Here is a 25,583-nt window from a genome sequence, read left to right as displayed (position 1 = left end):
CACAACTGACATGGGGCGCGGGCTGGCCCCCTGCCCCGGATCAGGCCCTGACCTGCCCCGCCCGGCCTCCTGCCCGCGCAGGCCCGGAAAATACCGCGCGGCACGGCATCTGACATACGTACATCACACACTGCTTACTGAAAAGTGAATTGCGACGGGCGGGGTCCGGGGGTGCCGCCGCCTAGAGCCGGTCGCGCACCCGCGCCCATGTATTGGCCAGATGCCGTGCCATCACCCGGCCCAGTTCCTCGCCATCGCGCTGGCGCAGGGCGGCGGCCATTTCCTCGTGCTCGGCCACGGCATCATCCCAGTAATCGGCATTGCGGTTGCCCATGAAGCGGATGCGCTTCAGCCGCGCCTGCAGGTTGGCCTGCGTTTCCGTCAGCGCGGGGTTGCCCGCATAGTCGGAAAGCCGCGAATGGAATTCCTGATTGAGCTTGTAATAGGGCATCCGGTCGCGCGCCCGCCAGCGGTCCAGCATCCGGTCATGCAGCGCCAGCAGATCGGCGATCTGCGCATCACTGGCCCGCTCGCAGACCAGCCGCCCGGCCAGAAGCTCGATATGGCCCAGCAGTTCCAGCATGCCATGCACCTCTTCGGGGGTGAGCTTGCGCACCACGCTGCCCTTGGACCGGACCGAGGCGATCAGCCCTTCGGCGGCAAGCGTGCGCAGCGCCTCGCGGAAGGGGGTGCGCGACACGCCCAGCTGTCCGGCCAGCACGACCTCGTCGATTCGGGTTCCCGGCTCCAGATAGCCTTCGATGATCATGTCGCGGATGCGGCTGGCCACCTGATCATGCAGGCTGAGCTTTTCGATCGCTAGCGGTGCGCCAAGGTCATCCATCTGATCCTGCACGTCTTTCTCCTGAAACATAAGGGCTGACACAAATATAGCAGCTTTTTCCGGCGGCGCGAGACTTGTGTATTGTATAATTTATCCATTACACAAAATGCGACACACAGGCCGACCCCGATGCGGGTGGCCCGGACCAGCGACAAGACGGACAAAAGCATGACGAGCGGATCTAAAGTGGCCATGGCGATCGGGGATGCGGGCGGGATCAGCGCCGAGCTTGCGGCACGGGTGCTGGCCTGCCCCGGGGCCAATACGGGCGACCTGATGGTGATCGGCGACCGGCGCCTGCTCGAACGCGGCGCCGCCGAGGCGGGTGTTGCGCTGGATCTGCCGGTGCTGCGCCCGGACCAGACCGCAGGCCCCCTGCCCGAGCACAGCTTTCTGGTGGATCTGGGCAATTGCGACCCCGGGGCCGTGCCGCAGGGCCAGTCCAGCGCCGAAGGCGGTCGCGCCTCGGTGCAGAATTTCCGCGCCGCCCTGCTGGTGGCGGCGGCGGGTCATGCCGATGTGGTGTTCTTTACCCCCTTCAACAAACACGCGATGCGGCTCGCGCAGCCCGATTACGTGGACGAGATCGGCTTCATCGACGCCACCATCGGCGCCACCGAAAGCGGGCGGGAATTCAACGTGCTGGACGAGGTCTGGAATGCCCGCGTCACCTCGCACATTCCGCTGTCGGAAGTGGCGGGCCGGATCACCGAGGCGCGGGTTTTTGACAGCCTCTGCCTGACCGACCGGATCATGCGCAACGCAGGCTATGACCGCCCGCGCATCGGTGTCGCCGCGCTGAACCCCCATGCGGGCGATGGCCGCAACTTCGGCACCGAAGACGAGGACATCCTGCTGCCCGCCATCGAACGCGCCCGCGCCCGGCAGCTGGCGGTCACCGGGCCGGTGCCGTCGGATACGGTGTTCGTGCGCGCGGTGAAGGGCGAATTTGATGCGGTGCTGACCATGTTCCACGATCAGGGCCAGATCGCGATGAAGCTGATCGGCTTTGACCGGGGCGTGACGCTGATCGCCAATTACCCCTTTCCCATCGTCACGCCCGCCCATGGCACGGCCTATGACATCGCGGGACGGGGCATCGCCGATCTGGGCGCCACCCGCAATGCGGTGACGCTGGGCCGCCGTCTGGCGGCAATGGATCCGCGCAGCGACCGGCCCGACACCCCCGCACCGCTGCCCGAACTGTTTGCCCGCGCGCTCGACTGGGGCGCGCTGCCGGTCTGAGATCACCGCGCCCGCCGGAGGAGGGCGGCGCGCATCATCTTTGGGAGGAGAGACACATGAACAGACGAGAGTTTGCCAAGGGCATCGCCCTGACCGGCGGGCTGATGGCCAGCCCCGCCCTGCTGCGCGCCCAAGGCACCGCGCTGCGTTTTGCCCATTACGGCACGGCCAGCGATTCCGTCAGCGCCGCCGCCACCCGTCTGGCGGAGCTTGCGGCGGAAAAGACCGGCGGCGCGCTGACGGTCGAGGTCTATGGCAATGGCGAGCTTGGATCCTCGCCCACCATGCTGGAAGGCACCCGGCTTGGCACCATCGACATGGCGACCACCGGCAATCCCTATTTCACCGCCAGCCTGCCCGCGCTGAACCTGCTGGACCTGCCCTTCCTGTTCCAGTCCGACGCCCATGCCTTTGCGGTGCTGGATGGCGAGGTGGGCCAGACGCTCATGTCCTCCATGTCGGAGGCGGGGCTGCAGGGCATCGCCTTCTGGGAACTGGGCTTCCGCAACCTGACCAACAATGTCCGCGCCGTGGTGACGCCCGAGGACATGGCGGGGCTGAAAATCCGCACCACGCCCAATCCGGCGCATGTGCTGGCCTTCGAGACGCTGGGCGCGCAGCCGACCCCCATGCCCTTTGGCGAGGTCTATTCCGCGCTGCAGACCGGGGCCATCGACGGGCAGGAAAACCCGGTCAACCACATCTATGCCAACAAGCTGCACGAGGTGCAGACGTTCATGAGCCTGACGCGGCACGCCTATACCACCTCGCCGCTGGTGGTGAACGCGCGGCGCTGGTCCGGCCTGTCGCCAGAGGTCCAGACCGCCCTGCAGGAGGCGGCGCTGGAGGCCGCGACCTTCCAGCGGCAGCTCAACGACGAAGAGGATGTGGCAGCGCTTGAAGAGATGCGCGCGGTGGGCCTGCAGATCGAGGAAAAGCCCGATACCGACGCCTTCCGCGCCGCCGTCAGCGACGTGACCCGCGCCGCCTATGTGGAGCAGTTCGGTGCTGCGCTGCTGGATCAGGTGGACGCCGCCGCAACCGCCTGACCCCCGCCCGCACCGGCCGCTCCGGAGGAGGGAGACGCCCATGACCCAGATCGCGCGCCTTGACAGGCTTCTGCGCCGCGCCGTGAACGGGGCCGCCGCGCTGCTGCTGCTGGCGGTGGTGCTGCTGGGGATCGCGCAGGTGGTCAGCCGCTATCTGCTGGGCACCTCGCTGATCTGGTCAGAGGAACTGATCCGGCTGCTTTATGTGTGGATGATCCTCGTGGCCGCCGCCAATGCCGATCACATGCGGATCACCCTCATGGATGGCAGGCTGGGGCCGCGCGGACAGGGCGTGCTGACGGCGCTGCGCACCGCCGTGGTGCTGGCCCTGCTGGCGCTCCTGATCTGGGGCGCGTGGCAGCTTGACGCGAGCTTCGGGCGCGACCGCTATGTCGCGCTCGGCATCTCCAAATCCTGGTACTGGATGGCGGGGGTCGTGGGCGGGCTGCTTTGGGCAGGCACGCAGATCTCGGCGCTGTTCACCTCCCCGACCCCGCCGGAGACGCAATGACCACCCTTCTTCTCTTCGGATCCATGCTGCTGCTGGCGCTGATCGGCGTGCCTCTGGTCTTTGCCATCCTCGCCGCGTCGGTGGTCACGCTGCTGGTGGTGCGCCCCGAAATGCCGCTGCTGCTGGTGGGGCAGGTGTTCATGAACGGCATGGACCAGTTCCTGCTGCTGGCCGTGGGCTTCTTCTTTCTGGCGGGCGAATTCATGAACCGGGGCGGCATCACGCGCCGCGTCATCGATTTTGCGCAGACGCTGGTGGGGCATTTTCGTGGCGGGCTGGCGCAGGTCAACATCGTCTCCAGCCTGTTCTTTTCCGGCATCTCCGGATCCGCTGTGGCCGATACCGCCGCCATCGGTTCGGTGATGATCCCCGAGATGAAGGCGCGCGGCTATTCCGGCGCCTTTGCCGCCGCCATCACGCAATGCAGCTCCGTCGTGGGGCCGATCATCCCGCCCTCCATTCCCATCATCGTCTATGCCGTGCTGGCAGAGCAGTCGGTGGGGGCGATGTTCCTTGCCGGGATCCTGCCCGGCGTGGTGATCGGGCTCTGCCTCATGGCGGCGGTGGCGCTGCTGGCGCGGCGGCGCGATTTCGAAAGCAGCCCCCGGCAGCCCGTCACCGCCATGGCCCGCGCGGGCGCCCGCGCCGCCGTAGCCCTGCTGACCCCGGTGCTGATCGTGGGCGGAATCCTCGGCGGCATCATGACCGCCACCGAGGCCGGGGCCATCGCCTGTCTCTATGCCTTCCTTACGGGGACGCTGTATTTTCGCGAACTTGACCTCCCGGGCATCGCGAAATCCCTCATCGGCGCGGCACAGGGGACGGCGATGGTCCTCGTCATCGTCGGGGCCTCTTCGCTGTTTGCGTGGATCGTCGCCGACCTGCGGCTCAGTCAGGCGGTGGGGGATCTCATCACCCGCTTCGGCGACAGCCCGCTGCTGTTCCTGCTGATGGTCAACCTGTTTGCGCTGGGGCTGGGGCTGTTTCTGGATCCGCTGGCGGCGCTGGTGATCCTTGTGCCGCTGCTGCTGCCCAATGCGGTGGATCTGGGCATCGACCCCGTGCATTTCGGCATCATGCTGGTGTTCAACCTGATGATCGGGCTGACCACGCCGCCGGTGGGCTATCTGATCTACCTGTCCGCCCATATCGCCGGGGAACGGCCCGAACGGGTGATGCGCGAAAGCCTGCCCTTCATGGTGGCGCTGTTTGTCGCGCTCGCCATCCTGACCTTCGTGCCCGCCGTCACCACGCTGCTGCCCCGCCTGTTCATGACCTGAGAGAGCCCATGCGCATCCACGATCTGTCCATGCCCATCCTTGCCGATCACTTCCGCTGGCCCGCGCCGCGGCAGGTGATGGGGGATCATTCCGACACGCAGCCGTTTCAGGTGACCAAGCTCACGCTGTCCTGCCACAGCTTCACCCATGTCGACGCGCGCCGCCACATGCTGCCCGGCGCGCCGACCATCGACCAGACCGCGCCAGAGGATGTGGCGGGCGCCTGTTTTGTCGCGGATCTGAGCGATGTCGCCCCGGATGAAGAGATCACTGCCGCCCGCATCGCCAAGGCCACCGCCGGATATGAGGGCGAGCCGATCCTGCTGCTGCGCAGCGCATGGGACCGCCAGCGCGACTGGCGGACCCCGGCCTACTGGCGCGAGGCGCCTTACATGAGCCGGGAGGCCGCGCGCGCCGTGGCAGCCCTTGCCCCCCGCGCGGTGGCCTTCGATTTTCCGCAGGATTACACCATCCGGCTGTCGCTGGACGGCATCGTGCCGCCCATCACCGACCACGTCACGCATGACGAGATCCTGCGCCATGGCATCACGCTCATCGAATATCTGATCGGCACCGCCGCGCTGACCGGCCCGCGCTGTTTTCTCTGCGCGCTGCCGCTGAAGATCGAGGGCGCGGATGGCGCGCCTGCCCGGGTCGTCGCCTTCGAAGGGCTCGCAGAAGCCCCCGGCGCGACCTGAGCCACACCCATCACCACAGGGAGGAGACCCGATATGACCCTTATCCAGAAAATGCTGACCGGCGTGGCGCTGGCCTGTCTGCCCGCAGGGGCGGCGCTGGCCGACTATCCCGACCGTCCCGTCACCATCCTCGTGCCATGGGGCGCGGGCGGCGGCACCGACACGATCATCCGCATCTTCGCCACTGGCTTCGAAGAGGCAATGGGCCAGCCCATCAACGTGGTGAACCGCGATGGCGGATCGGGCGTGGTGGGCCATATGGCCATCGCGCAGGCACGGCCTGACGGCTACACGCTGGGGGCCTGCACGCCCGAGATCACCTATTTCAAATCCATCGGCCTTGCCGACCTGACGCCCGAGAAGTTCACCCTGATCTCGCGTCTGGCGCTGATCCCGGCAGGCATCACCGTGGCGCAGGACAGCCCCTATGCCGATCTGCCCGCGCTGGTCGAGGCGGTGAAATCGGAACCGGCGGGCCATTTCCAGTCCTCGGGCTCGGGCATCGGCGGCACATGGCACATGGCGACGGCGGGCTTCCTCAAGGCTCTGGGCGAGCCGGTGGACAAGATCGACTTCATCCCCTCCAAGGGCGGCGCGCCCGCGCTGCAGGACATGGTGTCGGGCGGGCTCAACATGTTCACCGGCTCCCCGGTGGAGGCCAAGGCGCTGGCCGATGCCGGAGAGGTGCGGATCCTTGGCATCATGTCCGACGAACGGTCCGATGCCTTCCCCGACGTGCCGACGCTGAAGGAATCCGGCGTGGAGTTTGCGCTGTCGAACTGGTTCTCGCTCTGCGCGCCCGCCGGTCTGCCCGAGGAGGTGACGGCGAAGCTGGCCGAGGCCGCGCGCGAGGCACATGGCGCGGCGGTGGTGCAGGACGCGCTCGCGCAGCGCGGCATCACCCCCTATTTCGACGGGCCGGAAGAGTTTTCGACCTTTGCCGCAGGCTTTGCCGACGAGGCGGGCACGCTTCTGGGCGAGCTTGGTCTGGTGAACTGATCCGCTGCCCGCCGGAGCCACCGGCCCCGGCGGGCCCTCAAGGGCAGGCATGATGAAATTCAACGACCGAGTGATCGGCATTCTGGCCATTCTGGGCGGGATCGCCATCATCAGCGGCACCTTCGGGTTCCGCGAGGCACCGGGGCAGCAGTTCGGATCCGGCTTTTTCCCGCGCATCGTGGGTGCCGCCGCGATGCTGGCGGGGCTGGTGCAGGTTCTGGCGGCGCGCGATCGCGGCCCGTGGATCCGCATCGCGCCAGAGCTGCGCAGCCGCGATGCCTTTCTGAAGCTGGGCGTGCTTGCCGCCGTGGTGTTCTGGCTGCTGACGGTCCAGATGCTGGGCTTTCTGCTGACCACGACGCTGGTGGCGCTGGCGCTGAGCGTGGCGATGGGGGCCCGGCCCCTGCCCGCCACCGGCGTGGCGGCAGGCCTTTCCGCGCTGCTGTGGCTGGTGTTCGGCATGGTGCTGCGGGTGCCGCTGCCGCGCGGCCTGATCGAAGGACTGATGTCATGGACGTGATGTGGGAGGCCCTGCTGCTTGTCGCCCGGCCCGATGTGCTGCTGACCATTCTTGCCGCCTCGACGCTGGGCATCGTGATCGGCGCCATTCCCGGTCTGACGGCGGTGATGGGCGTGGCGCTGCTGGTGCCCATCACCTTCTTCATGGATCCGGTGCCCGCCATTGCCGCCATCGCGGCGCTGGCGGCCATGGCGATCTTTTCCGGAGACATTCCCGGCGCGCTGCTGCGCATCCCCGGCACTCCCGCCTCTGCCGCCTATGTCGATGACGCCTTCGCCATGACGCGGGCGGGCCGCCCCGAACGCGGGCTGGGCCTGTCGCTGGGATCGGCGCTGATCGGCGGGGTGATCGGCGTGCTGCTGCTGATGTTCGCGGCGCCGCTGCTGGCGCGCTTCGCCACCAATTTCTCCTCGGTCGAATATTTCTGGCTGGCGCTGCTCGGCCTTTCCTGTGCCGCCATCGTTTCGACCGGATCGGCGCTCAAGGGTGTGCTGTCGCTGATTTTTGGCCTGTTCGTGGCCTTCATCGGCATTGACGAGGTGGCGGGCCAGCCGCGCTTTACCTTCGGCAGTTTCGAACTCATGGGCGGGGTCAGCTTCATCCCCGCGATGATCGGCATGTTCGCCCTGACCGAGATCCTGCGCAACGCCACCCGCAACGCACCGAAACCCGAAGCGCCGCGCATGGGCCCGGTCTTTGCCGGGCTGGGATCGACGCTGGTCCGCCGCTGGCGCAACGTGCTGCGCGGCGGGCTGACCGGGTCGCTGGTGGGCGCCCTGCCCGGCGCGGGCGCAGACATCGCGGCGTGGGTGTCCTATGCCATCGCCAAGCGCCGCTCCAGGACGCCCGAGAAATTCGGCACCGGCCATGACGAAGGCCTGATCGAGGCGGGCGCCTCCAACAATGCCGCGCTCAGTTCCGCATGGGTGCCGACGCTGGTCTTCGGCATTCCCGGCGACAGCATCACCGCCATCGTCATCGGCGTGCTGTATCTCAAGGGGCTGGAGCCGGGGCCGATCATCTTCGTCAAGACGCCGGAGTTGATCTATGCCATCTTCCTGTCCTTCCTGCTGGCCAACCTGCTGCTGCTGCCCTTGGGCTGGGCGGTGATCCGGCTGGCGCGCCACCTGCTGCGGGTGCCGCAGGCCTATCTGATGCCGATCGTGCTATGCGCCTGCATCGTCGGCAGTTTTGCCATCAACAATTCGCCCTTCGGGGTGGGGATCATGCTGGCCTTCGGGGTGATTGGCTGGCTCTTCGAGGAAAACGGCATCCCCGTCGCCCCGGCCATCCTTGGCATCGTGCTGGGCGCCATGCTGGAATTCAACTTCGTGACCTCCATGCTGAAATCCAAGGGCGATCTGATGACCTTTGTCGAACGGCCCATCGCGGCGGGTCTGGGGCTGGTGGTGCTGCTGCTTTGGGCCGCACCGGTGCTGCGCGCGCTCAGGAGCCGGACATGAAGATCATCGACTGCCATCACCATTACTGGGATCCGCGCGTCAACCCGCATCCGTGGCTGACCGACCGTCCGATGATCCCGTTCCGCTACGGCGACTATTCGGCGATCTGCCGCCCTTGGCTGCCCGAGGATCACGCCCGCGCCGCAGCGGGCTGGGATCTGGTGGCCAGCATCACGATGGAGGGTGAATGGTCCCCCGCCGATCCCTTGGGAGAGGCGCGCTGGATGGCGCGGCTGGCGCAGGAGCAGGGCACGCCCGCCGCCCATGTCGGGCAGATCTGGCTTGACCGCGACGACTGCGCCAAGGTGCTGGACGGCTATGCCACGCTGCCGCTGACCCGCAGCGTCCGGCACAAGCCCCGCAGCACGCCCCGTCCCGGCATGGGCCCCGGCGGGCTTGCCGATCCGGCCTATCTGGCGGGGGTGGCGGCTCTGGCGCGGACGCCGCTGATGTTCGACCTGCAATGTCCGTGGTGGCATCTTGCGGATCTGGCGCGGCTGCGCGAGGTGGCGCCCGACCTGCCGGTGATCGTCAACCATACCGGCCTGCCCGCCGACCGGTCGCCAGACGCGCTTGTTGGCTGGCGCGCGGCGCTGGAACAGGCAGCGGGCATGGGCACGGTCTATCTCAAGATCTCGGGGCTGGGCCTGCCGGGCCGTCCGTGGCGGCTGGAAGACAACCGCGACATCATCCGCACCGCCATCGACATCTTCGGTCCGGACCGCGCCATGTTCGGATCGAATTTCCCGGTGGACGGGCTCTGCGGCAGTTTCGACACGATCTTTTCCGGCTTCGATGCCGCCACGCGCGATTACGGCGCGGCAGAGCGCGCCGCCCTGTTTCATGGCACGGCGGCGCGCGTCTATGGTCTGGACCCGGTCTGAGCCTCAGCCCCGCGCGGCAGGCTCTGCGTCCAGCCGCAGCACATGCTCGGATCCGGCGCTCTCGGCCTGCGGGTAGATCAGGGCAAGGCGCGGATCATGGCCGGGCAGCACATGATCGTCGCTGTCGGCCAGCGCCCGGATGACGTCATGCCCGGCGATCATGTCGGCGGAGCTGTAGACGATGGCAAAGGGGATGCCGCGTTCGTATTCCTCGTAATAATGCAGCGCATCCGAGGCCAGCACGACCCAGCCGCGCGCGGTGCGCACCCGCACGATCTCCTGCCCGGCGGTATGGCCGCCCACCCAGTGCAGGCTGACGCCATCGGCCACCTGCCGCTCGCGCCCGTGCAGATGCAGGCGGCCCGCGTGCAGCAGGCTGACCAGCTTCAGGATCTCGGCGGTTTCATAGGCGCGGCGGAACCACGGGCGTGCCATGAACGGCCCGGTGATATAGGCCATCTCTTCGGCCTGCATGTAGAACTGCGCGTTGGGGAAAGCGTCGAGATAGCCCAGATGATCGTAATGGGCATGGGTCAGCAGCACCGTGTCGATCTGCGCCGCCTCCAGCCCCAGCGCCGCCAGCGCCGCGACCGGACTCAGCAGCGGCGTATGACCGTGGCGGGCGGCGACCTGCGGATCCATGCCGGTATCGACCATGATCGCGCGGTCATCAGAGACCAGCACCCAGCAGTAGAAATCCAGCACCAGCGGCGCGCCGGGATCGGGGTCAAGGATGTAATTCTGCCCCCGGGTCCGGTTGGCGTTGATGGCGTGACGGATGCCATAGATCCGCCATGTGGTCTCGTTCATGTCCTGCTCCTCCTGCTCCGCCGCAGGGTCTGGCGCGGGCGGGGCGAATGCAACCCCGATTGCGCCCCGGCAGGTGTCAGCCCACCGCCGCCCGCCATGCCTGCGCATAGGCGCTCAGCGGCGCGGGGTCGGGGGCGGTGACCGCGCGCCCCGCCGGGACGGCGGCGGCGGACCCAAACAGCAGCGCCGCGCCCGCGCTGGTGCCGGTGGCGGATCCCATGGCGGTGACCCCCTGCGGATGCAGGGCGGCCAGCATCTCCAGATAATCGGCATTCTGGGCAAAGGGCCCTTCGATGACCACCGGCCCCGCCGCCCCGGCAAGGCTCAGGCAGGTGTCGGTCATCAGCGCCAGATACCATGACAGCGCCAGCATCCTCTCGCCCTCGCTGCCGGGCGGAGAGGTCCAGCCGCCCTTCATCCCGCGAAACGGCCCCGATCCGCGTTCGGTCGCGGGCAGGCGCCGCAGCTGCCGCGCCAGCACCGCCTGACGGTCGGCGGCGGTGGGCCGGGCGGTCGCGCCTTCGCGCAGGATCTCGTATTCGCGCCCGCCCATGAAGCGGGCGGAGGGCACCGGCTGCCCCAGCGCGTTGACATTGACCAGCGTGTCACGCGCCGGATCCAGCGTCACCGGGCGGCCCCTCACCGCCATCGCCACCACCCATGTGCCGGTCGACACCACCGCAAAGGGCGCCTTGCGCGACAGCACATGCGGATAGAGCGAGGCGTTGCTGTCATGGATGCCGGTGGCCACGGGCGTGCGCGGCGAAAGCCCGGTGATCCGCGCCACCTGCGCCGAGACCGGCCCCAGCAGATCGGCGGCGCGGCGCGGCGGCGCCAGCCGCCCGGCGAGCCCGAGCCGGTCCAGCAGCGCCGAAGGCCGCCCCCGCCACGGATCCCACAGATCGGTGTGACAGCCCAGCGAGGTGACATCGCTGGCCCGCACCCCGGTCAGACGGAAGCCCCAGTATTGCGGATAGGTCACCACATGCGCCAGCCGGTCGCGCAGCCCGGGATCGCGCTGCAGCATCCAGTGCAGCTGCGCGCCAAGGTTCAGCCCGGCGCCCAGCCGGGGGCTGCCGGTGTCGGCAAAGCCGGGGCGCAGCGCGTCATAGTCGGCAGCGCAGCTGTCGGGGCCGTCATGTTCGTAATCCAGCATCGGCGCGGCAAGCCCGCCCGCCGCATCCAGCAGCACCGCCGAGGCGCCATGGGTGGTGACCGAAATCGCATCGACCCGGTGGCGGGCGTGAAACCGCGCAAGCGCATCGAGCAGAAAGGCCCAGTGGCCGCTCAGATCGAAATGCGGCCAGGGCGGGCCGGGGATCACCCGGTTCGGCCGGGTTTCCACCGCAAGTTCGGACAGATCCGCCGCATCGACGAGCGCCAGCTTGGCATTGGTCTTGCCGATGTCGATCACCGCGATATGGGCGGGGGCGGTCATGGCAGGTGGAACATGGGCACGAGATCCGTCACGCAGGGCGAGCCGTCGGGGTTGGTGTCCATGATATCGGCCATATGCGCCCACCAGCGCCGCATCACCGGATGGTCGGGCAGATCGGCCATGCCGTGATCGGCAGGCCGCCAGAGCACGGCAAAAAGCGCCGACGTGTCGGGATCAAGATGGATGGAATAGTCGCGCACCCCCGCCTCGCGCAGCAGGGCGGCAAGCTCGGGCCAGATCGCGTCATGGCGGCGGCGGTACTCGTCGGCGCAGCCGGGACGCAGGGTCATGCGGAAGGCGTATTTTTCCATCACCGCCCCCGGATCCGCGCGACCAGCCGGGGAATGGCGATGACCCCGATCAGCAGCGCCCCGATGAAGATCGACATGACGATGCCCGGCACGTTGAGCAGGCCCAGCCCGAAAGTGACCATGCCCATGACCAGCGCCGCCAGCACCACGCCGGGAATGGATCCCGACCCTCCAAGGATCGACACGCCGCCCAGCACGACCATGGTCACCACCTCCAGTTCCCATGCCGAGGCGATGGAGGGCCGGGTGGATCCCAGCCGCGCGGTCAGGCAGACCGCCGCGATCCCCGACATCAGCCCGGTGAGCAGGAACAGCACCATCTTCACCCGCTCCACCCGGATGCCGGCAAACCGCGCCGCCGTGGGGTTGTTGCCGATGGTCACGACATGGCGGCCAAAATTGGTCCGGTGCAGCACGATCCCGTAGATCAGCGCAAAAAGCGCGAACAGCACCAGTTCGAACGAGATCACCCAGACCACATAACCCCGCCCCAGCCATGCAAAGCTGTCGGGATAGCCGTTGAAGGCCTGATCCCCCAGCACGATATAGCTGATGCCACGGAACAGGCTCATGGTGCCGATGGTCACCACGATGGAGGGCAGGCCAAGCCGCGTGACCAGCGCGCCGTTCACCGCGCCGCAGGCCAGCCCCACCGCAAGCCCGATCATCACCAGCCCCGGCGTGCCCAGCCCGAACTGCAGCGCCCAGCCCATGGCGGTGGAGGCCAGCGCGATGATCCCCGCCACCGACAGGTCGATCTCGCCCGCGATGATCAGCAGCGCCATGGCAAAGGCGATCATCGCCTTTTCGGTGAAGTTGAAAGTGGCGTCCGACAGGTTCCACGGATCAAGGAAATAGGGGCTCGCCTGCGTGTTGGCGACAAAGATCAGCACCGCGATGCCCAGAAGCAGCACCTCCCAGCTGCGCGACAGGCGGGCTGCGGGGCCGGTCAGCCGGTCGGGCAGGCTGCGGGAACGGGGGGGATCAAGCAGGCTCATGCCGTGGACTCCGGTCTGAGGATGAGACGCCCCGCCTTGGCAGAGGACCGGGCGTTGAAGGCGACGGCGATGATGATCGCGGCCCCCGAAATGGCGAGCTGCCAGAAGGGAGAGATCCCCGCCACGGGCAGCGCGTTCTTGATGGTGCCCAGAAACAGCGCGCCCAGCACCGCGCCGCCCACCGTGCCAAGCCCGCCCGCGATGGAAATGCCGCCGATCACGCAGGCGGCGACCACGTCAAGCTCGAACCCGCCCGCGACATCGACATAGGCCACCGCATAGCGCGACACCCAGAGATAGCCGCAAAGCCCGGCAAGCCCGCCCGCGATGGCGAAGGCGGCAAAGCGGGTGCGGCCCACATCGATCCCGGTATAGACCGCCGCATGGGGATTGCCGCCCACGGCCAGAAAGGCCCGGCCAAGCGCGCTGCGGTTGACCAGCACCGCAAAGCCCGCGATCACCGCCAGCGCGATCCATGACAGCACCGGCAGGCCGATCAGCTCGGCCCGGGGCAGCGCCTTGTAGGCGGCGCTCATCTCGTGGCTGTTCACCCATGCGCCATCCGAGATCAGGAAGATCAGGCCGCGATAGATGGTCAGCGTGCCCAGCGTCACCACGATGGGCGGGATGTCCAGCTTCCAGACCAGAAGCCCGTTGACCATGCCCATGACCACGCCCAGCGTCACCGCCAGCGCGATCAGCGCCACCACCGGCAGGCCCGGCACCGCGGCATTGAGCATGGCGGTGACCATGCCGGTCAGCGCGAGGTTCGAGGCCAGCGACAGGTCGATGCAGCGCGTCAAGATCACCAGCATCTGGCCAAGAGCCAGCATGATGAGGATGGCGGTGTCGTTGAACACCGCCGCCAAATTGCCGGGGCTGGCGAAGCCGGAAAAGCGGCTTTCCACCAGCAGCACCAGCGCGATCAGGGCGCCCAGCAGGATCGCTTCGCGCGATCTGACGAAGCTGCGGATCATGCGGCCACTCCTTTGCGGTCATAGCCGGCGGCGGTGCGCACCAGCGTTTCAGGGGTCAGACGGGCGCGGTCGAATTCGGCGGCAATGCGCCCCTCGCGCATCACGATCACCCGGTCGGACATGCCCAGAATTTCCGGAATCTCGGACGAGACCATGATGACCGACAGCCCCTCTGCGGCGAGTTCCGCCATGAAGTCATGCACCGCCGCCTTTGATCCCACGTCGATCCCCTTGGTCGGCTCGTCAAGGATGATGACCTTGGGCCGGGTGGCGAGCCATTTGGCGATGACCACCTTCTGCTGGTTGCCGCCCGACAGCTCCCCCACCGGCTGGTCAAGCGCCGCCGCGCGCAGATCCAGCCGTTCGGTATAGGTGCGGGCCAGCGCAAATTCCTCCGCCATGCGGATGAAGCCACGGCGCGAGGTGCGGGGCAGCGAGGGCAGCGTGACGTTCTGGAAAATCGGCATCGCGGTCACGGCGCCCTGCCGTCCGCGATCCTCCGGCACATAGACGATGCCCTGCGCGATGGCCTCCGCCGGGGAGCGGATCACCGCGATGCGGCCATCGATGCGCACCGCCCCGCGCGCGGGCCGGGTCACGCCGAAGAGCGCCTGCATGACCTCTGACCGCCCGGCCCCCACCAGCCCGTAGAACCCGAGGATCTCGCCGCGCCGCAGGGTAAAGCCGATATCGGCGAATTCGGTGGGATGGGCATAGCCCGCCACGGTCAGCACCACCTCGCCGGGAACGGACTCGCGCTGCGGAAAGATCGTGTCCACCGCACGGCCCACCATCTTTTCCACCAGCTGGGTTTCGGTGACATCGGCCATCCGTCCGGCATCGACCATCTGCCCGTCGCGGAACACGGTATAGCGGTCGGCGATGCGGAAGATCTCGTCGAACTTGTGCGAGATGAACAGGATCGCCTTGCCCTCGCGCTTCAGCCGGTCGACCAGCTCGTAAAGCTCTTCGATCTCGGTGGCCGAAAGTGCTGCGGTGGGTTCGTCCATCACCACCACCCGCGCCTCGATGGACAGGGCGCGGGCGATGGCCACCAGATGCTTGGAGGCGATGCCAAGCTCGCGCAGCGGCGTCGCGGGGTCGATCTGCGCGCCGATCCGGGTCAGGATCGCGGCGGCCTCCCTGCGCATCCGCGCCCAGTCGATCAGCCCGAACCGCCCGCGCGGGGCATGGCCCAGAAAGATGTTTTCCGCCACGCTCAGGTCATCGAACAGCACGGTTTCCTGATGGATGGCGGTGACCCCTGCCGCTGCCGCATCGCTGGCGGTGGCAAAGCGCACCGCCGCGCCGTCGAGTTCGATCCGGCCCGCATCGGGCTGGTAAAGCCCGGTCAGGATCTTGACCAGCGTGGACTTGCCCGCGCCGTTCTCGCCGATCAGCGCGGTCACCTGCCCCGGATAAAGCGCCAGTTCCACATCGCTCAGCGCCTTGACCCCGGGAAAGCTCTTGCTGATCCCGGCCAGCCGCAGCACCGGATCGGTCGCCCCAGCGATTTGGTCCGTCATGTCGATGGAATAGCTCATCACTCCCCCGGAAGCCGATGGTTGTCGCAAGATCGCGGATGGATATGGGCGCGGACCCGGCGCCAAGGCCGGGCCCGCAAGGGGGAGCCCCTCAGAAGACGCTCTTGAACTCGTCGATGTTGCTGGCGTCATAGGTGAAGGGTTCGGACATCGCGGCGCTGGTCTCGTCGTCCAGCGTGACGCTGCCCATCCGGCCCGTGGCGATCTCGGCGCCGGGTTCGGCGCTGGCCGCGTCGCTGGCCAGCGCATGGGCGATCATCGCGGCGGTATAGCCCAGATCCACCGGGTTCCAGATCGCGAAGGACTTGGAGGCGCCGGACTCGATCGCCCCCGCCATTTCCGACGGCAGGCCCAGCCCGGTCACATTGACCTGCCCCACCTTGCCCGCATCCTGCACGGCCTGTGCCGCCGCGACGATCCCCACCGAGGTGGGCGCGATGATGGCATCCAGATCGGGATAGGTCTGGATCAGGCCTTGGGTCTCGCGATAGGACTTGTCGGCCAGATCGTCGCCATAGACGGTCGCCACCACCTCGATGTCGGGATACTGGTCCATCACCTTGGTCATCTCGGCGATCCAGACATTCTGGTTGGTCGAGGTGGAGGTGGCCGACAGCACCGCCACCTTGCCGCCTTCGGGCAGATGATCGGCGGCAAGCTTGATGATGGTCTGCCCGATCAGCGCGTCCGAGGAGGGCGCCAGATGCATCTCGCGGCCTTCAGGGGCCACGCCCGAATCCCACGAGATCACCGTGATGCCGCGCTGCATCGCCTTCTGCAGGGCGGGCACCACCGCGTCGGGATCATTGGCCGAAATGGCGATGGCATCGACCCGCTGCGCGATCAGCGAATTGATCACCTCGATCTGGCCCTCCGCCGTGGTGGAGGTGGGGCCGGTATAGATGATCTCGGTATTGCCAAGCTCGGCGGCGGCCTCTTCGGCGCCGCGCGCCGCGGCCTCGAAAAAGCCGTTGCCCAGCGATTTGGCGACCAGCGCGATGCGCATCGGATCCTGCGCCATGGCGCTGGTGCCCAGAAGGCTGGCGGCAAGGCCGAGCCCAAGGGCGAGACGTCTGTTGAATGTCATGTCTTTCCTCCCTGAAAGTCCTGTTTGATCGGCGGCGCGGTCAGCCCGCGTCAGCCTCCTCCTCGTCGGCCCCTGCGGGTGCCACGATCAGCGTCACGCCCGCGCTTTCCAGCATGGCGGCATGGGCATCGGTCACCCGGTCATCGGTGATCACGGTGTCGACCTGCGCCAGCGGGCACAGGATCAGGCTGGACCGCTTTTCGAATTTCGTGCTGTCGGCAAGGATCACCACCTTGTCCGCCTGTCCGATCAGCTTCTGTTCGGACTGGATCACCAGGGGATCCGGTTCCATGATGCCGATGGGGGCGATGCCCTGACAGCCCATGAACATGCAGCGCGCGTAAAAATTGCGCGTCACGTCATTGTCGAAGGGCGACAGGATGATGTTCTGCTCGCGGTAGATGGTGCCGCCGGGCAGGACCACGGTGTTCTTGGTCTGCCGCAGCAGATGCTCCGCGATGGGAAAGGAATTGGTGAAGACCTGACAGCGGCGCGTGGCCAGCGGATGCACCATCTGAAAAGTGGTGGTGCCGCCGTTGATGATGATCGACTCGCCATCCTCGACCAGCGCCACCGCCGCGCGCCCGATGGCGCGTTTCTGCCGGGCATTCTTGGACAGGTTCACCGAAAACGGCCGCCCCGCCAGCCCGATCACCGCAGGTGGCGCCACGGATTCCGCCCCGCCCCGGACGCGGCGCAGCTTTTTCTGCATGTGCAGCGTCGCGATGTCGCGCCGGATCGTCGCCTCGGAGGACTCGGTCATCTCGACCATTTCCGCGACCGAGACGAAGGGCTTGGCCTCGACGGCGGACAGGATGACGCGATGGCGTTCGTTTTCGTGCATGGGATCCTCCCTGATGTCGCAGGCTGCCTGACAAAACCAATCACTGTCAATCATAAATGATCGTATGTTGATTTTCTGCGCCTGCATAATGATTGGTATTGATTGTTTATGATTGACATTCGGCTGCCCCGGCGCAACCCTGCCTCCCGAACCGGGCTGAGCACCTTGGCCGTGATGGGAGGATTCTTCATGCTTAACACCGCACCGGGAACGGCGCTCGACAACCTCTGGGACGACGCGCATGCGGCGACGCTCAGCGACTCCGACAAGCTGCTCTATCGCTCCAACCTCTTGGGATCGGACAAGCGGGTGACCAATTACGGCGGCGGCAACACCTCGGCCAAGGTGACGGAGACCGATCCGCTGACCGGCGCCCCGGTCGAGGTGCTGTGGGTCAAGGGATCGGGCGGCGACATCGGCACGATGGACAAGCAGGGCTTTGCCACGCTTTACATGGACAAGCTGCAGGCGCTGAAGGGGCTTTACCGCGGCGTCGCATTCGAGGACGAGATGGTGGGCTACCTGCCGCACTGCACCTTCGCGCTGAACGCGCGCGCGGCCTCCATCGACACGCCGCTGCATGCCTATGTGCCGCGCCGCCATGTCGACCATGTGCATCCCGACGCGATCATCGCCATCGCCGCCTCGGCCAATTCGGAAGCTCTGACGCGGCAGATCTTTGGCGACGACATCGGCTGGCTGCCATGGAAAAAGCCCGGTTTCGAGCTGGGCCTGTGGCTGGAGGAGTTCTGCCGCAAGAACCCCCAAGCCAAGGGAGTGGTGCTGGAAAGCCATGGCCTCTTCTGCTGGGATGACGACGCCAAGACCTGTTACGAGACGACGCTGGCCACCATCAACCGCGCCATCGCATGGTTCGAGGCGCAGATGCAGGATGTGCCCGCCTTTGGCGGCCCGGCCCATCCAACCCTGCCCGAGCCCGAGCGCCGCCGCATCGCCGCAGCGCTGATGCCCGCGATCCGGGGCATGATCTCCGAAGGCAGCCACAAGGTCGGCCATTTCGACGACCAGCCTGCAGTGCTGGACTTCGTGGCGGCTGCCGAGATGCGGCGGCTGGCCGCCCTTGGCACCTCCTGCCCGGACCATTTCCTGCGCACCAAGATCCGCCCGCTGGTGGTGGAGTTCGACCCCGCAGCCCCGGATCTGGAGGCGACGCTGGCGCAGCTTCCGGCCATGGTGGAAGCCTATCGCGCCGAGTATGCCGCCTATTATGACCGCTGCCGCCATCCCGACAGCCCGGCGATGCGCGATCCCAATGCCGTGGTCTATCTGGTGCCCGGCGTGGGCATGATCACCTTTGCCAAGGACAAGGCCACGGCGCGGGTGTCGGCGGAATTCTATGTCAACGCCATCAATGTCATGCGCGGCTCGGATGCGGTCAGCGACTATCGCGGCCTGCCCGAGCAAGAGGCCTTTGACATCGAATACTGGCTGCTGGAAGAGGCGAAGCTGCAGCGCATGCCAAAGCCCCGGTCGCTTGCGGGGCGCATTGCCATCGTCACCGGCGGCGCGGGCGGCATCGGGTCTGCCACGGCGGAACGTTATCTTGCCGAAGGCGCCTGCGTGATGCTGGCCGATATCGACGCCGAGGCGCTGGCCGCCACCCGGCAGGCGCTGGCTGCCCGCCACGGCGCGGACCGCATCGCCACGGTGGAGATGAACGTGACCTCCGAAACGGCGGTGGCTGCGGCCTATGCCGACCTCGCCGTGGCCTTTGGCGGGGTCGACATTGTGGTGTCCAACGCGGGCATCGCCTCTTCGGCCAGGATCGAGGACACCACGCTGGAGCTTTGGGACCGCAACATGTCGATCCTGTCCACGGGGTATTTCCTTGTTTCGCGCGCGGCGTTCCGGCTGCTGAAGGCGCAGGGCATCGGCGGCTCCATCGTCTTTGTCGCCTCCAAGAACGGGCTCGCCGCCTCGCCCGGGGCCGCCGCCTATTGCACCGCCAAAGCCTCGGAGATCCATCTTGCGCGCTGTCTTGCGCTGGAAGGCGCGCCAGAGGGCATCCGGGTCAATGTGGTGAACCCCGATGCGGTACTGCGCGGATCCAAGATCTGGTCCGGCGAATGGCTGGACCAGCGCGCCGCCACCTATGGCACCGACAAGGAGGGGCTGGAGGAGATGTATCGCGCCCGCTCGCTGCTCAAGCGGTCGGTGCTGCCCGAGGATGTGGCGGAGGCCTGCTATTTCTTCGCCGCCGATCTCAGCGCAAAATCGACCGGCAATATCCTGAACGTGGATGCCGGCAACGTGCAGGCCTTCACCCGCTGACCGGCGGGGCAGGCAGACAGGGCCCGCGGCAGGCCACGGGCCGCTGCGGGCGGGACGAAACGGGAGGACAGCGTGATCGACAGGACCATCATCGAGGCGGCCAATGCGGCTGCCGAACCGGGGCTGCGCGCCGAGTATGACGCGCTGGGAGAGCAGCTTGACCGCCGCGGCCTTGCCATCGACAGCCTCAAGGCGCGGGTGGCGGCCTATGGCATCGCGATTCCGTCCTGGGGCGTGGGCACCGGCGGCACGCGCTTTGCGCGCTTTCCCGGCGCGGGCGAACCTGCGGGGATCTTCGACAAGCTCGACGATTGCGGGGTGATCCACCGGCTGACCGCCGCCACGCCGCGCGTGTCGCTGCATGTGCCGTGGGATCTGGCCCCCGCCGCCGATCTCCGCGCCAAGGCCGAAGAGGTGGGCTTGGGCTTTGACGCGATGAATTCCAACACCTTTCAGGACCAGCCCGGGCAGGCGTCAAGCTACAAGTTCGGCTCGCTGTCGCATGTCGATGGCGGCACCCGTGCGCAGGCGGTGGAGCATAACCTTGCCTGCATCGAGATTGGCCGCGAGATCGGATCAAAGGCGCTGACGGTCTGGGTGGGCGACGGGTCCAACTTTCCGGGCCAGAGCCATTTCACCCGGCAGTTCGACCGCTATCTGGACAGCGCCCGGCAGATCTATGCCGCCCTGCCCGAAGACTGGCGGCTTTTCACCGAACACAAGATGTTCGAGCCTGCCTTCTATGCCACCGTGGTGCAGGACTGGGGCACCAATTACCTGATCGCCACCGAGCTTGGGCCGCAGGCGCAGTGCCTTGTGGATCTGGGCCATCACGCGCCCAATGTGAACATCGAGATGATCGTGGCGCGGCTGATCCGCTTCGGCAAGCTGGGCGGCTTTCATTTCAATGACAGCAAATATGGCGATGACGATCTGGACACCGGATCCATCGATCCCTACCGGCTGTTTCTGGTGTTCAACGAACTGGTCGATGCCGAAGGCCAGCCCGGCTTTGACCCCGCGCATATGCTGGACCAAAGCCACAATGTCACCGATCCCATCGAAAGCCTGATGTCCTCCGCGATGGAAGTTCAGCGCGCCTATGCGCAGGCGCTGCTGGTGGATCGCGCCGCCCTGTCCGGCTATCAGGAGGAAAACGACGCGCTCATGGCCTCCGAGACGCTGAAGCGCGCCTTCCGCACCGATGTCGGCCCGATCCTTGCCATGGCCCGGCTGGAGGCGGGGGCGGCCATTGATCCTGTCGCCACCTTCCGCCGCTCGGGTTACCGGGCGGAGGTCGCGGCGCGGCGGCCCCAATCCGGCGGCCGCGGCGGGGGCATCGTCTGATGCCTTGCGCCGGGCGGGGCCTCAGCCCCGCTCGCGCGCCAGTGCCGCCAGCACCTCCTCGGTATGCTCGCCCAGACGGGGGGCGGGCAGACGGGCCGCGCAGGGGGTGCGGCTTAGCTTCACCGGAAAGCCCAGCATCCGCACCGTGCCGCGATCCTCGCCATGCGGCACGTCGATCGCCATGTCCTGCGCTTGGATCTGCGGATCGGCGAAAACCTCTTTCAGCGTCTGGATCTTGCCGGTGGGCACGCCCGCGCGGTTGAGCCGGACAATCCAGTTTTCGCGCGTGTCGCTGGCCAGCGCCGCATCCAGCAGCCCGTGCAGTTCCTCGCGCCGGGCGAAGCGCTTGTCGTTGCTGTCAAAACGCGGATCGGACAGCAGGTCGGGCAGGCCGATCTCGGCCAAGAGCCGCCCCAGCACCTGATCGTTGGAGGCGGCAATGGCGATCTGCCCGTCGGCGGCATTATAAAGCCCGTAAGGCGCCACCAGCGGATGATCGTTGCCGGTGCGCTGCGGGTTCTCGCCGGTGACAAAATGTTCGGAGGCAAGATAGGCCATCATGCTCAGCACGCCATTGACCATGGAGGTTTCCACCGCCTGCCCCGCCCCGTCGCGGTTGCGGCCATGCAGCGCCGAGACGATGCCGAAAGCGGTGTAAAGCCCCGCCACCAGATCGGTGACCGGCTGGGCCGCGCGCAGCGGCGGCTGGTCGGCGGGGCCGTTCACGCTCATGAATCCGCTCATCGCCTGCGCGATGAAGTCAAAGGCGGGCCGGTCGATATAGGGCCCGGTGGAGCCGAAGCCGTTGACGCTGGCCACGATCAGCCGGGGGTTGAGGCGGTCCAGCTCCTCCTGCGGGAAGCCCATCCGCGCCAGCACGCCGGGGCGGAAGTTTTCGACCAGCACGTCGGCGGTTTCCAGAAGCCGGGCCAGCGCCTGCCGCCCCTCGTCGGAGTAAAGATCCAGCACCACGGATTTCTTGTTGCGGTTGAAGCTCGCGAAATACCACGAAAAGCCGTTCTTGTGATGGCCCTGCCCGCGCACCGGATCGCCTGCGGGGCTTTCGATCTTGATGACCTCCGCCCCCATATCCCCCAGCAGCATGGAACAGAACGGCCCGGACAGCACGCGGGTCAGGTCGATCACCCGGATCCCGTCCAGCGGCGGCTTCATCGCCGTCGCCACGGTCATGCCGCATCCCCGCGCGAGGAGCGCACCGCGTCGCGCCCATAGGCGCGCAGCCGCGGCCCCGCCTTCATCACCTGCCCCGGCAGCTTCTGGCCAAGCGCGGTTTCGGTGCGCTGCGCCACGCCGATCAGCGCCTCTAGGTCGATGCCGGTTTCCACCCCGCTTTCGTGCAGAAGATAGACCAGATCCTCGGTGCAGATGTTGCCGGTGGCACCCGGCGCGAAGGGACAGCCGCCGATGCCCGCCACGCTTGCCTCGAACCGGGTGATGCCCTCCTGCAGCCCGGCATAGGCGCAGGCCAGCCCGACGCCGCGCGTGTTGTGGAAATGCAGCGCGATGTCGGCCTGCGGCAGATCTGCGGCCAGCGCCCGGCAGCGCTCCTGCACCAGACGCGGTGTCGCCATGCCGGTGGTGTCCCCCAGCGAAATCTTGGTGATGCCGCAATCGGCATAGGCCTTGGCCACATGCAGGATGTCGCTGACGGGCACATTGCCTTCAAACGGGCAGCCAAAGGCGGTGGCGATGGCGCCATAAACGGCCACGCCCGCCTCCTGCCCCATCCGCGCGATCTCGCGCGCGGCGGCAAGCGAGGTGTCGCGCGCGCAGTTCACATTGGCCTGATTGTGGCTTTCGGAGGCCGACAGGAACACCACCATCGCATCCACCTTCGCCCCGATGGCGCGGGCGGCACCGCGGGCATTGGGCACCAGTGCGGTCAGTTCGGCGCCGCGGCTGCGGTCGATGGCGGCCATGACCTCGGCGGCATCGGCCATATTGGGCACGGCGCGCGGGGCGACAAAGGACGTGACCTCCAGCTGCGGCACCCCTGCCGCGATCAGCCCGTTGATCATCGCGATCTTCACATCCGTGGGCACCGGCTCCGGCCAGGCCTGCAGCCCGTCGCGGGGGCCCACGTCCACGATCCGCACTCTTTCGGGGAAACCCTCCAGCGTGACCTGCGTCATAAGCCCTCCTCCAAAAGCTGTTGATGTGGTCTACCGACGTGGTATACCACCCGGACAGGGAGGGTCAATGCAGACCATGGACGCCACTGACGCGGGGGATACGGCGGCACTGCCGCAGGCGGAACGCGCCCTTCAGGACATCCGGCGGGATGTGCTGTCGATGGCCTTCGCCCCCGGCGAGCCGGTGTCCGAACGCGCGCTGCAGGACCGCTACCACATGTCCCGCACCCCGATCCGCGCGGCGCTGGCGGCGCTGAGCGCCGAAGGGCTGGTGGACCGCGATCCGCGCGGCGGCTACCTGATCGCGCCCATCGACCTGACCGAGATCCGCGACCTGTTCGAATTCCGCGAAGAGCTGGAGGATACCGCCGTGCGGCTGGCCTGCCGCCGCGCGCAGGCGGAGGATCTGGCGGCGCTGCGCCAGACCATCGACCGGGGCCGCACCGATTTCCGGGTGGAGGACTGGATGGCCTCCGGGCTTGACGTGCATGTGGAGCTTGCGGCGCTGTCGGGCAATCCGTTCCTGCGCGATGCGGTGCGCGCCGCCGTGGGCCGGGCGCTGCGGCTGCGCTGGCTGCTGGCAAGCGATGCCGCACAGCGCGAAACCGCGTGGCAGGAACATACCGAAATTCTGGATCTCGTCACCGCCGGGCAGGAGGATGCGGCGGCGCGCCAGATCCGCCTGCACACCCGCGCCGTGCGCGACCAGATCCTTGACGCCGTGGAGGGCGCGCGCCGGTTTCTTGGCACGCGTGGCGTTGTCGATCACAAACCGGGTCGGGGAGGCAGCGTCTAGACCCGAGACCAGACCACCCGGGGCGGGAGACCCCGGCAGAGCAGCCCGTCAGGGCCAAGGGACAAAAGGGAGGAAACCATGTCCATCACGCGCAAACTTGTCACCGGAGCGATCTTCGCCACCGGGCTTACCGCCATCAGCGCTGTCACCGCCAGCGCCGCCGAATGCATCGCCCCCGCCGATCCGGGCGGCGGCTGGGATTTCACCTGCCGCACCGTGGGGCGGCTGCTGACCGATCTCGGCATCGAAGACAGCTCGGTTCAGGTCACCAACATGCCGGGCGGCGTCGGCGCCGTGGCCTTTGCCAATGTGGCGGGCAAGCGCGCGTCCGAAGGTGAACTGCTGGTGGCCACCTCCACCGTGGGCGTCACCCAGATCGCGCAGGGCAAATATCCGGGCGGCGTCGACGTGATGCGCTGGGTGGGGATGCTGGGCACCGATGTCGGGGTCATCACCGTGCCGGCGGATTCCGAATATGACAGCATCGACGACCTGCTGGATGCGCTGAAGGCCGATCCCACCTCCATCCCGGTGGCCGGATCCTCGGGTGCGGGCGGCTGGGACCATATCCGCCTGCTGATGCTGGCCGATGCGGCGGGCATGTCCGGCGAGGATTACAAGGCGATCCGCTGGGTGCAGTTCGATGGCGGCAGCCCGGCTGTGACGCAGATGCTGGGCGGTCAGGTCGGCGCGGTCTCCACCGATCTGGGGGAGATCGCAGGCTTCGTGGAATCCGGCGACATCAAGATCCTCGCGGCCCTGTCCGACGAGCCGATCCCCGCCTTCCCCGACGCCCCCACCGCCAAGGCGCAGGGCTATGACGTGACTGGCTACAACTGGCGCGGGTTCTATACCGGCGGCGACGTCTCCGATGCCGATTATCAGGCATGGGTCGACAAGCTGAAGGCGCTATACGACACCGCCGAATGGAAGGAAGCCGCCGAAGGCAACGGGCTGATCACCGTCTGGCGCGGTGGTGACGAGTTCGAAACCTATGTGGCCGAACAGGCGCAGCAGATGGAAGAGATCTCGCGCAGCATCGGGGTCATTCAATGATCGACCGCATGGTCGGAGCCGTGATCTTCATGATCGCGGTTTCGGCCGTCTGGGTGGCGCGCGGCTACGAGGCGAGTTTCGGGGATCCTCTGGGCCCCGCCGCCTTTCCGCAGATGGTCGCAGCACTTGCGGCCATCCTCAGCCTCGGGCTGCTCCTGCGCCCCGATCCCGACCCCGTGGCACAGTCCGGCCCGGCGCTGGCCCGGCAGCTTTGCACGCTGGCCGTGCTGTCCGGCTACGTGCTGCTGCTGGAGCCCTTGGGCTTTCCGCTGTCGACCACGCTGGGCACCGGCTGTCTGGCGCTGCTGTTCGGCGCCCGGCCATGGAAGGCGGGCGTGACCGGTCTTGCTGTCGGCATCTCCCTTTTTGTGATCTTTGACGCGGTGCTGGGGCTGCCCCTGCCCTTTGCCCCCGCGATCTTCGGCTAGCGAGACTTC

25 protein-coding genes are annotated in these 25,583 nt (G+C 67.3%); 14 read left to right on the top strand and 11 right to left on the bottom strand.

The features are described 5' to 3' along the window. Positions 1 to 181: 181 nt before the first annotated feature. A complete protein-coding gene (locus BLR51_RS17095; RefSeq protein WP_230795456.1) occupies positions 182 to 856 on the bottom strand; it encodes a GntR family transcriptional regulator in 675 nt (224 codons plus the stop codon). A gap of 156 nt (positions 857 to 1,012) precedes the next feature. Here BLR51_RS17095 and BLR51_RS17090 point away from each other — a divergent pair, with 156 nt between their 5' ends. From BLR51_RS17090 to BLR51_RS17050, 9 genes are read left to right on the top strand one after another with little or no spacing between them, the layout of a single operon-like run. Then, a complete protein-coding gene (locus tag BLR51_RS17090) occupies positions 1,013 to 2,089 on the top strand; it encodes a 4-hydroxythreonine-4-phosphate dehydrogenase PdxA (RefSeq protein ID WP_089849300.1) in 1,077 nt (358 codons plus the stop codon). Positions 2,090 to 2,145: 56 nt separating this feature from the next. Continuing rightward, the gene (locus BLR51_RS17085) at positions 2,146 to 3,138 is read left to right on the top strand and encodes a DctP family TRAP transporter solute-binding subunit (RefSeq protein WP_089849227.1); all 993 of its coding nucleotides are present in this window, start codon (positions 2,146 to 2,148) and stop codon (positions 3,136 to 3,138) included. Positions 3,139 to 3,178: 40 nt separating this feature from the next. After that, a complete protein-coding gene (locus BLR51_RS17080; RefSeq protein WP_165616859.1) occupies positions 3,179 to 3,649 on the top strand; it encodes a TRAP transporter small permease in 471 nt (156 codons plus the stop codon). Beyond that, positions 3,646 to 4,929 (top strand): TRAP transporter large permease, encoded by a 1,284-nt coding sequence (locus BLR51_RS17075; RefSeq protein WP_089849223.1) that lies wholly within the window; start codon positions 3,646 to 3,648, stop codon positions 4,927 to 4,929. The genes BLR51_RS17080 and BLR51_RS17075 overlap by 4 nt, the downstream gene beginning before the upstream one ends. 8 nt (positions 4,930 to 4,937) lie before the next feature. Continuing rightward, positions 4,938 to 5,627, top strand: a complete 690-nt coding sequence (locus BLR51_RS17070; protein WP_089849221.1) for a cyclase family protein — start codon at positions 4,938 to 4,940, stop codon at positions 5,625 to 5,627. A gap of 33 nt (positions 5,628 to 5,660) precedes the next feature. Then, entirely contained in the window at positions 5,661 to 6,626 is a 966-nt protein-coding gene (locus BLR51_RS17065; protein ID WP_089849220.1) for a Bug family tripartite tricarboxylate transporter substrate binding protein, read from the top strand. A gap of 52 nt (positions 6,627 to 6,678) precedes the next feature. Further along, positions 6,679 to 7,146 (top strand): tripartite tricarboxylate transporter TctB family protein, encoded by a 468-nt coding sequence (locus BLR51_RS17060; RefSeq protein WP_165616858.1) that lies wholly within the window; start codon positions 6,679 to 6,681, stop codon positions 7,144 to 7,146. Further along, positions 7,137 to 8,609 (top strand): tripartite tricarboxylate transporter permease, encoded by a 1,473-nt coding sequence (locus BLR51_RS17055; protein WP_089849216.1) that lies wholly within the window; start codon positions 7,137 to 7,139, stop codon positions 8,607 to 8,609. Before BLR51_RS17060 ends, BLR51_RS17055 begins: the two co-directional genes overlap by 10 nt. Next, entirely contained in the window at positions 8,606 to 9,493 is an 888-nt protein-coding gene (locus BLR51_RS17050) for an amidohydrolase family protein (RefSeq protein WP_089849214.1), read from the top strand. Before BLR51_RS17055 ends, BLR51_RS17050 begins: the two co-directional genes overlap by 4 nt. Positions 9,494 to 9,496: 3 nt before the next feature. On the opposite strand, the gene BLR51_RS17045 is transcribed toward BLR51_RS17050, so the two are convergent. From BLR51_RS17045 to BLR51_RS17010, 8 genes are all read right to left on the bottom strand, one after another. Further along, on the bottom strand, positions 9,497 to 10,303 hold the full coding sequence (locus tag BLR51_RS17045; protein WP_089849212.1) for an N-acyl homoserine lactonase family protein: 807 nt from the start codon (positions 10,301 to 10,303) through the stop codon (positions 9,497 to 9,499). 76 nt (positions 10,304 to 10,379) lie between these two features. Then, positions 10,380 to 11,741, bottom strand: coding sequence for an FGGY-family carbohydrate kinase (locus tag BLR51_RS17040; RefSeq protein WP_089849210.1), 1,362 nt, complete (start codon positions 11,739 to 11,741; stop codon positions 10,380 to 10,382). Continuing rightward, positions 11,738 to 12,052, bottom strand: coding sequence for an L-rhamnose mutarotase (locus BLR51_RS17035; protein ID WP_089849209.1), 315 nt, complete (start codon positions 12,050 to 12,052; stop codon positions 11,738 to 11,740). Before BLR51_RS17035 ends, BLR51_RS17040 begins: the two co-directional genes overlap by 4 nt. Next, positions 12,052 to 13,050: an ABC transporter permease gene (locus BLR51_RS17030; protein WP_089849206.1), complete on the bottom strand. Its 999-nt coding sequence runs from the start codon at positions 13,048 to 13,050 to the stop codon at positions 12,052 to 12,054. Before BLR51_RS17030 ends, BLR51_RS17035 begins: the two co-directional genes overlap by 1 nt. Beyond that, positions 13,047 to 14,027 (bottom strand): ABC transporter permease, encoded by a 981-nt coding sequence (locus BLR51_RS17025; RefSeq protein ID WP_089849205.1) that lies wholly within the window; start codon positions 14,025 to 14,027, stop codon positions 13,047 to 13,049. The genes BLR51_RS17030 and BLR51_RS17025 overlap by 4 nt, the downstream gene beginning before the upstream one ends. After that, positions 14,024 to 15,571, bottom strand: a complete 1,548-nt coding sequence (locus tag BLR51_RS17020; RefSeq protein ID WP_165616857.1) for a sugar ABC transporter ATP-binding protein — start codon at positions 15,569 to 15,571, stop codon at positions 14,024 to 14,026. The genes BLR51_RS17025 and BLR51_RS17020 overlap by 4 nt, the downstream gene beginning before the upstream one ends. Before the next feature lie 91 nt (positions 15,572 to 15,662). Beyond that, entirely contained in the window at positions 15,663 to 16,658 is a 996-nt protein-coding gene (rhaS, locus tag BLR51_RS17015; protein ID WP_089849203.1) for a rhamnose ABC transporter substrate-binding protein, read from the bottom strand. 40 nt (positions 16,659 to 16,698) lie between these two features. Continuing rightward, entirely contained in the window at positions 16,699 to 17,502 is an 804-nt protein-coding gene (locus BLR51_RS17010) for a DeoR/GlpR family DNA-binding transcription regulator (RefSeq protein WP_089849201.1), read from the bottom strand. A 189-nt stretch (positions 17,503 to 17,691) separates the two neighbouring features. Between BLR51_RS17010 and BLR51_RS17005 the strand changes: the two genes are divergently transcribed. Both BLR51_RS17005 and rhaI read left to right on the top strand, forming a co-directional pair. Next, positions 17,692 to 19,794, top strand: coding sequence for a bifunctional rhamnulose-1-phosphate aldolase/short-chain dehydrogenase (locus tag BLR51_RS17005; RefSeq protein ID WP_089849199.1), 2,103 nt, complete (start codon positions 17,692 to 17,694; stop codon positions 19,792 to 19,794). Between the two features lie 72 nt (positions 19,795 to 19,866). Then, complete coding sequence (rhaI, locus tag BLR51_RS17000) at positions 19,867 to 21,141, top strand: L-rhamnose catabolism isomerase (protein WP_089849197.1); 1,275 nt, start codon at positions 19,867 to 19,869, stop codon at positions 21,139 to 21,141. 21 nt (positions 21,142 to 21,162) lie between these two features. Here rhaI and BLR51_RS16995 read toward each other — a convergent pair whose 3' ends face one another. Both BLR51_RS16995 and BLR51_RS16990 read right to left on the bottom strand, forming a co-directional pair. Continuing rightward, on the bottom strand, positions 21,163 to 22,332 hold the full coding sequence (locus BLR51_RS16995; RefSeq protein WP_089849195.1) for a CaiB/BaiF CoA transferase family protein: 1,170 nt from the start codon (positions 22,330 to 22,332) through the stop codon (positions 21,163 to 21,165). After that, positions 22,329 to 23,294 (bottom strand): hydroxymethylglutaryl-CoA lyase, encoded by a 966-nt coding sequence (locus BLR51_RS16990; protein ID WP_089849193.1) that lies wholly within the window; start codon positions 23,292 to 23,294, stop codon positions 22,329 to 22,331. The genes BLR51_RS16995 and BLR51_RS16990 overlap by 4 nt, the downstream gene beginning before the upstream one ends. Positions 23,295 to 23,361: 67 nt before the next feature. Here BLR51_RS16990 and BLR51_RS16985 point away from each other — a divergent pair, with 67 nt between their 5' ends. From BLR51_RS16985 to BLR51_RS16975, 3 genes are all read left to right on the top strand, one after another. Continuing rightward, entirely contained in the window at positions 23,362 to 24,090 is a 729-nt protein-coding gene (locus BLR51_RS16985) for a GntR family transcriptional regulator (RefSeq protein WP_089849191.1), read from the top strand. A gap of 78 nt (positions 24,091 to 24,168) precedes the next feature. Next, the gene (locus BLR51_RS16980) at positions 24,169 to 25,146 is read left to right on the top strand and encodes a Bug family tripartite tricarboxylate transporter substrate binding protein (protein WP_089849189.1); all 978 of its coding nucleotides are present in this window, start codon (positions 24,169 to 24,171) and stop codon (positions 25,144 to 25,146) included. Then, positions 25,143 to 25,574, top strand: coding sequence for a tripartite tricarboxylate transporter TctB family protein (locus BLR51_RS16975; protein ID WP_089849187.1), 432 nt, complete (start codon positions 25,143 to 25,145; stop codon positions 25,572 to 25,574). Before BLR51_RS16980 ends, BLR51_RS16975 begins: the two co-directional genes overlap by 4 nt. Positions 25,575 to 25,583 lie beyond the last annotated feature (9 nt).

It is taken from the genome of Salipiger marinus (assembly GCF_900100085.1).
GTDB lineage: Bacteria > Pseudomonadota > Alphaproteobacteria > Rhodobacterales > Rhodobacteraceae > Salipiger > Salipiger marinus.
Note: the sequence above shows the minus strand (reverse complement) of the source record. Positions and strands in the feature narration are given on the sequence as shown.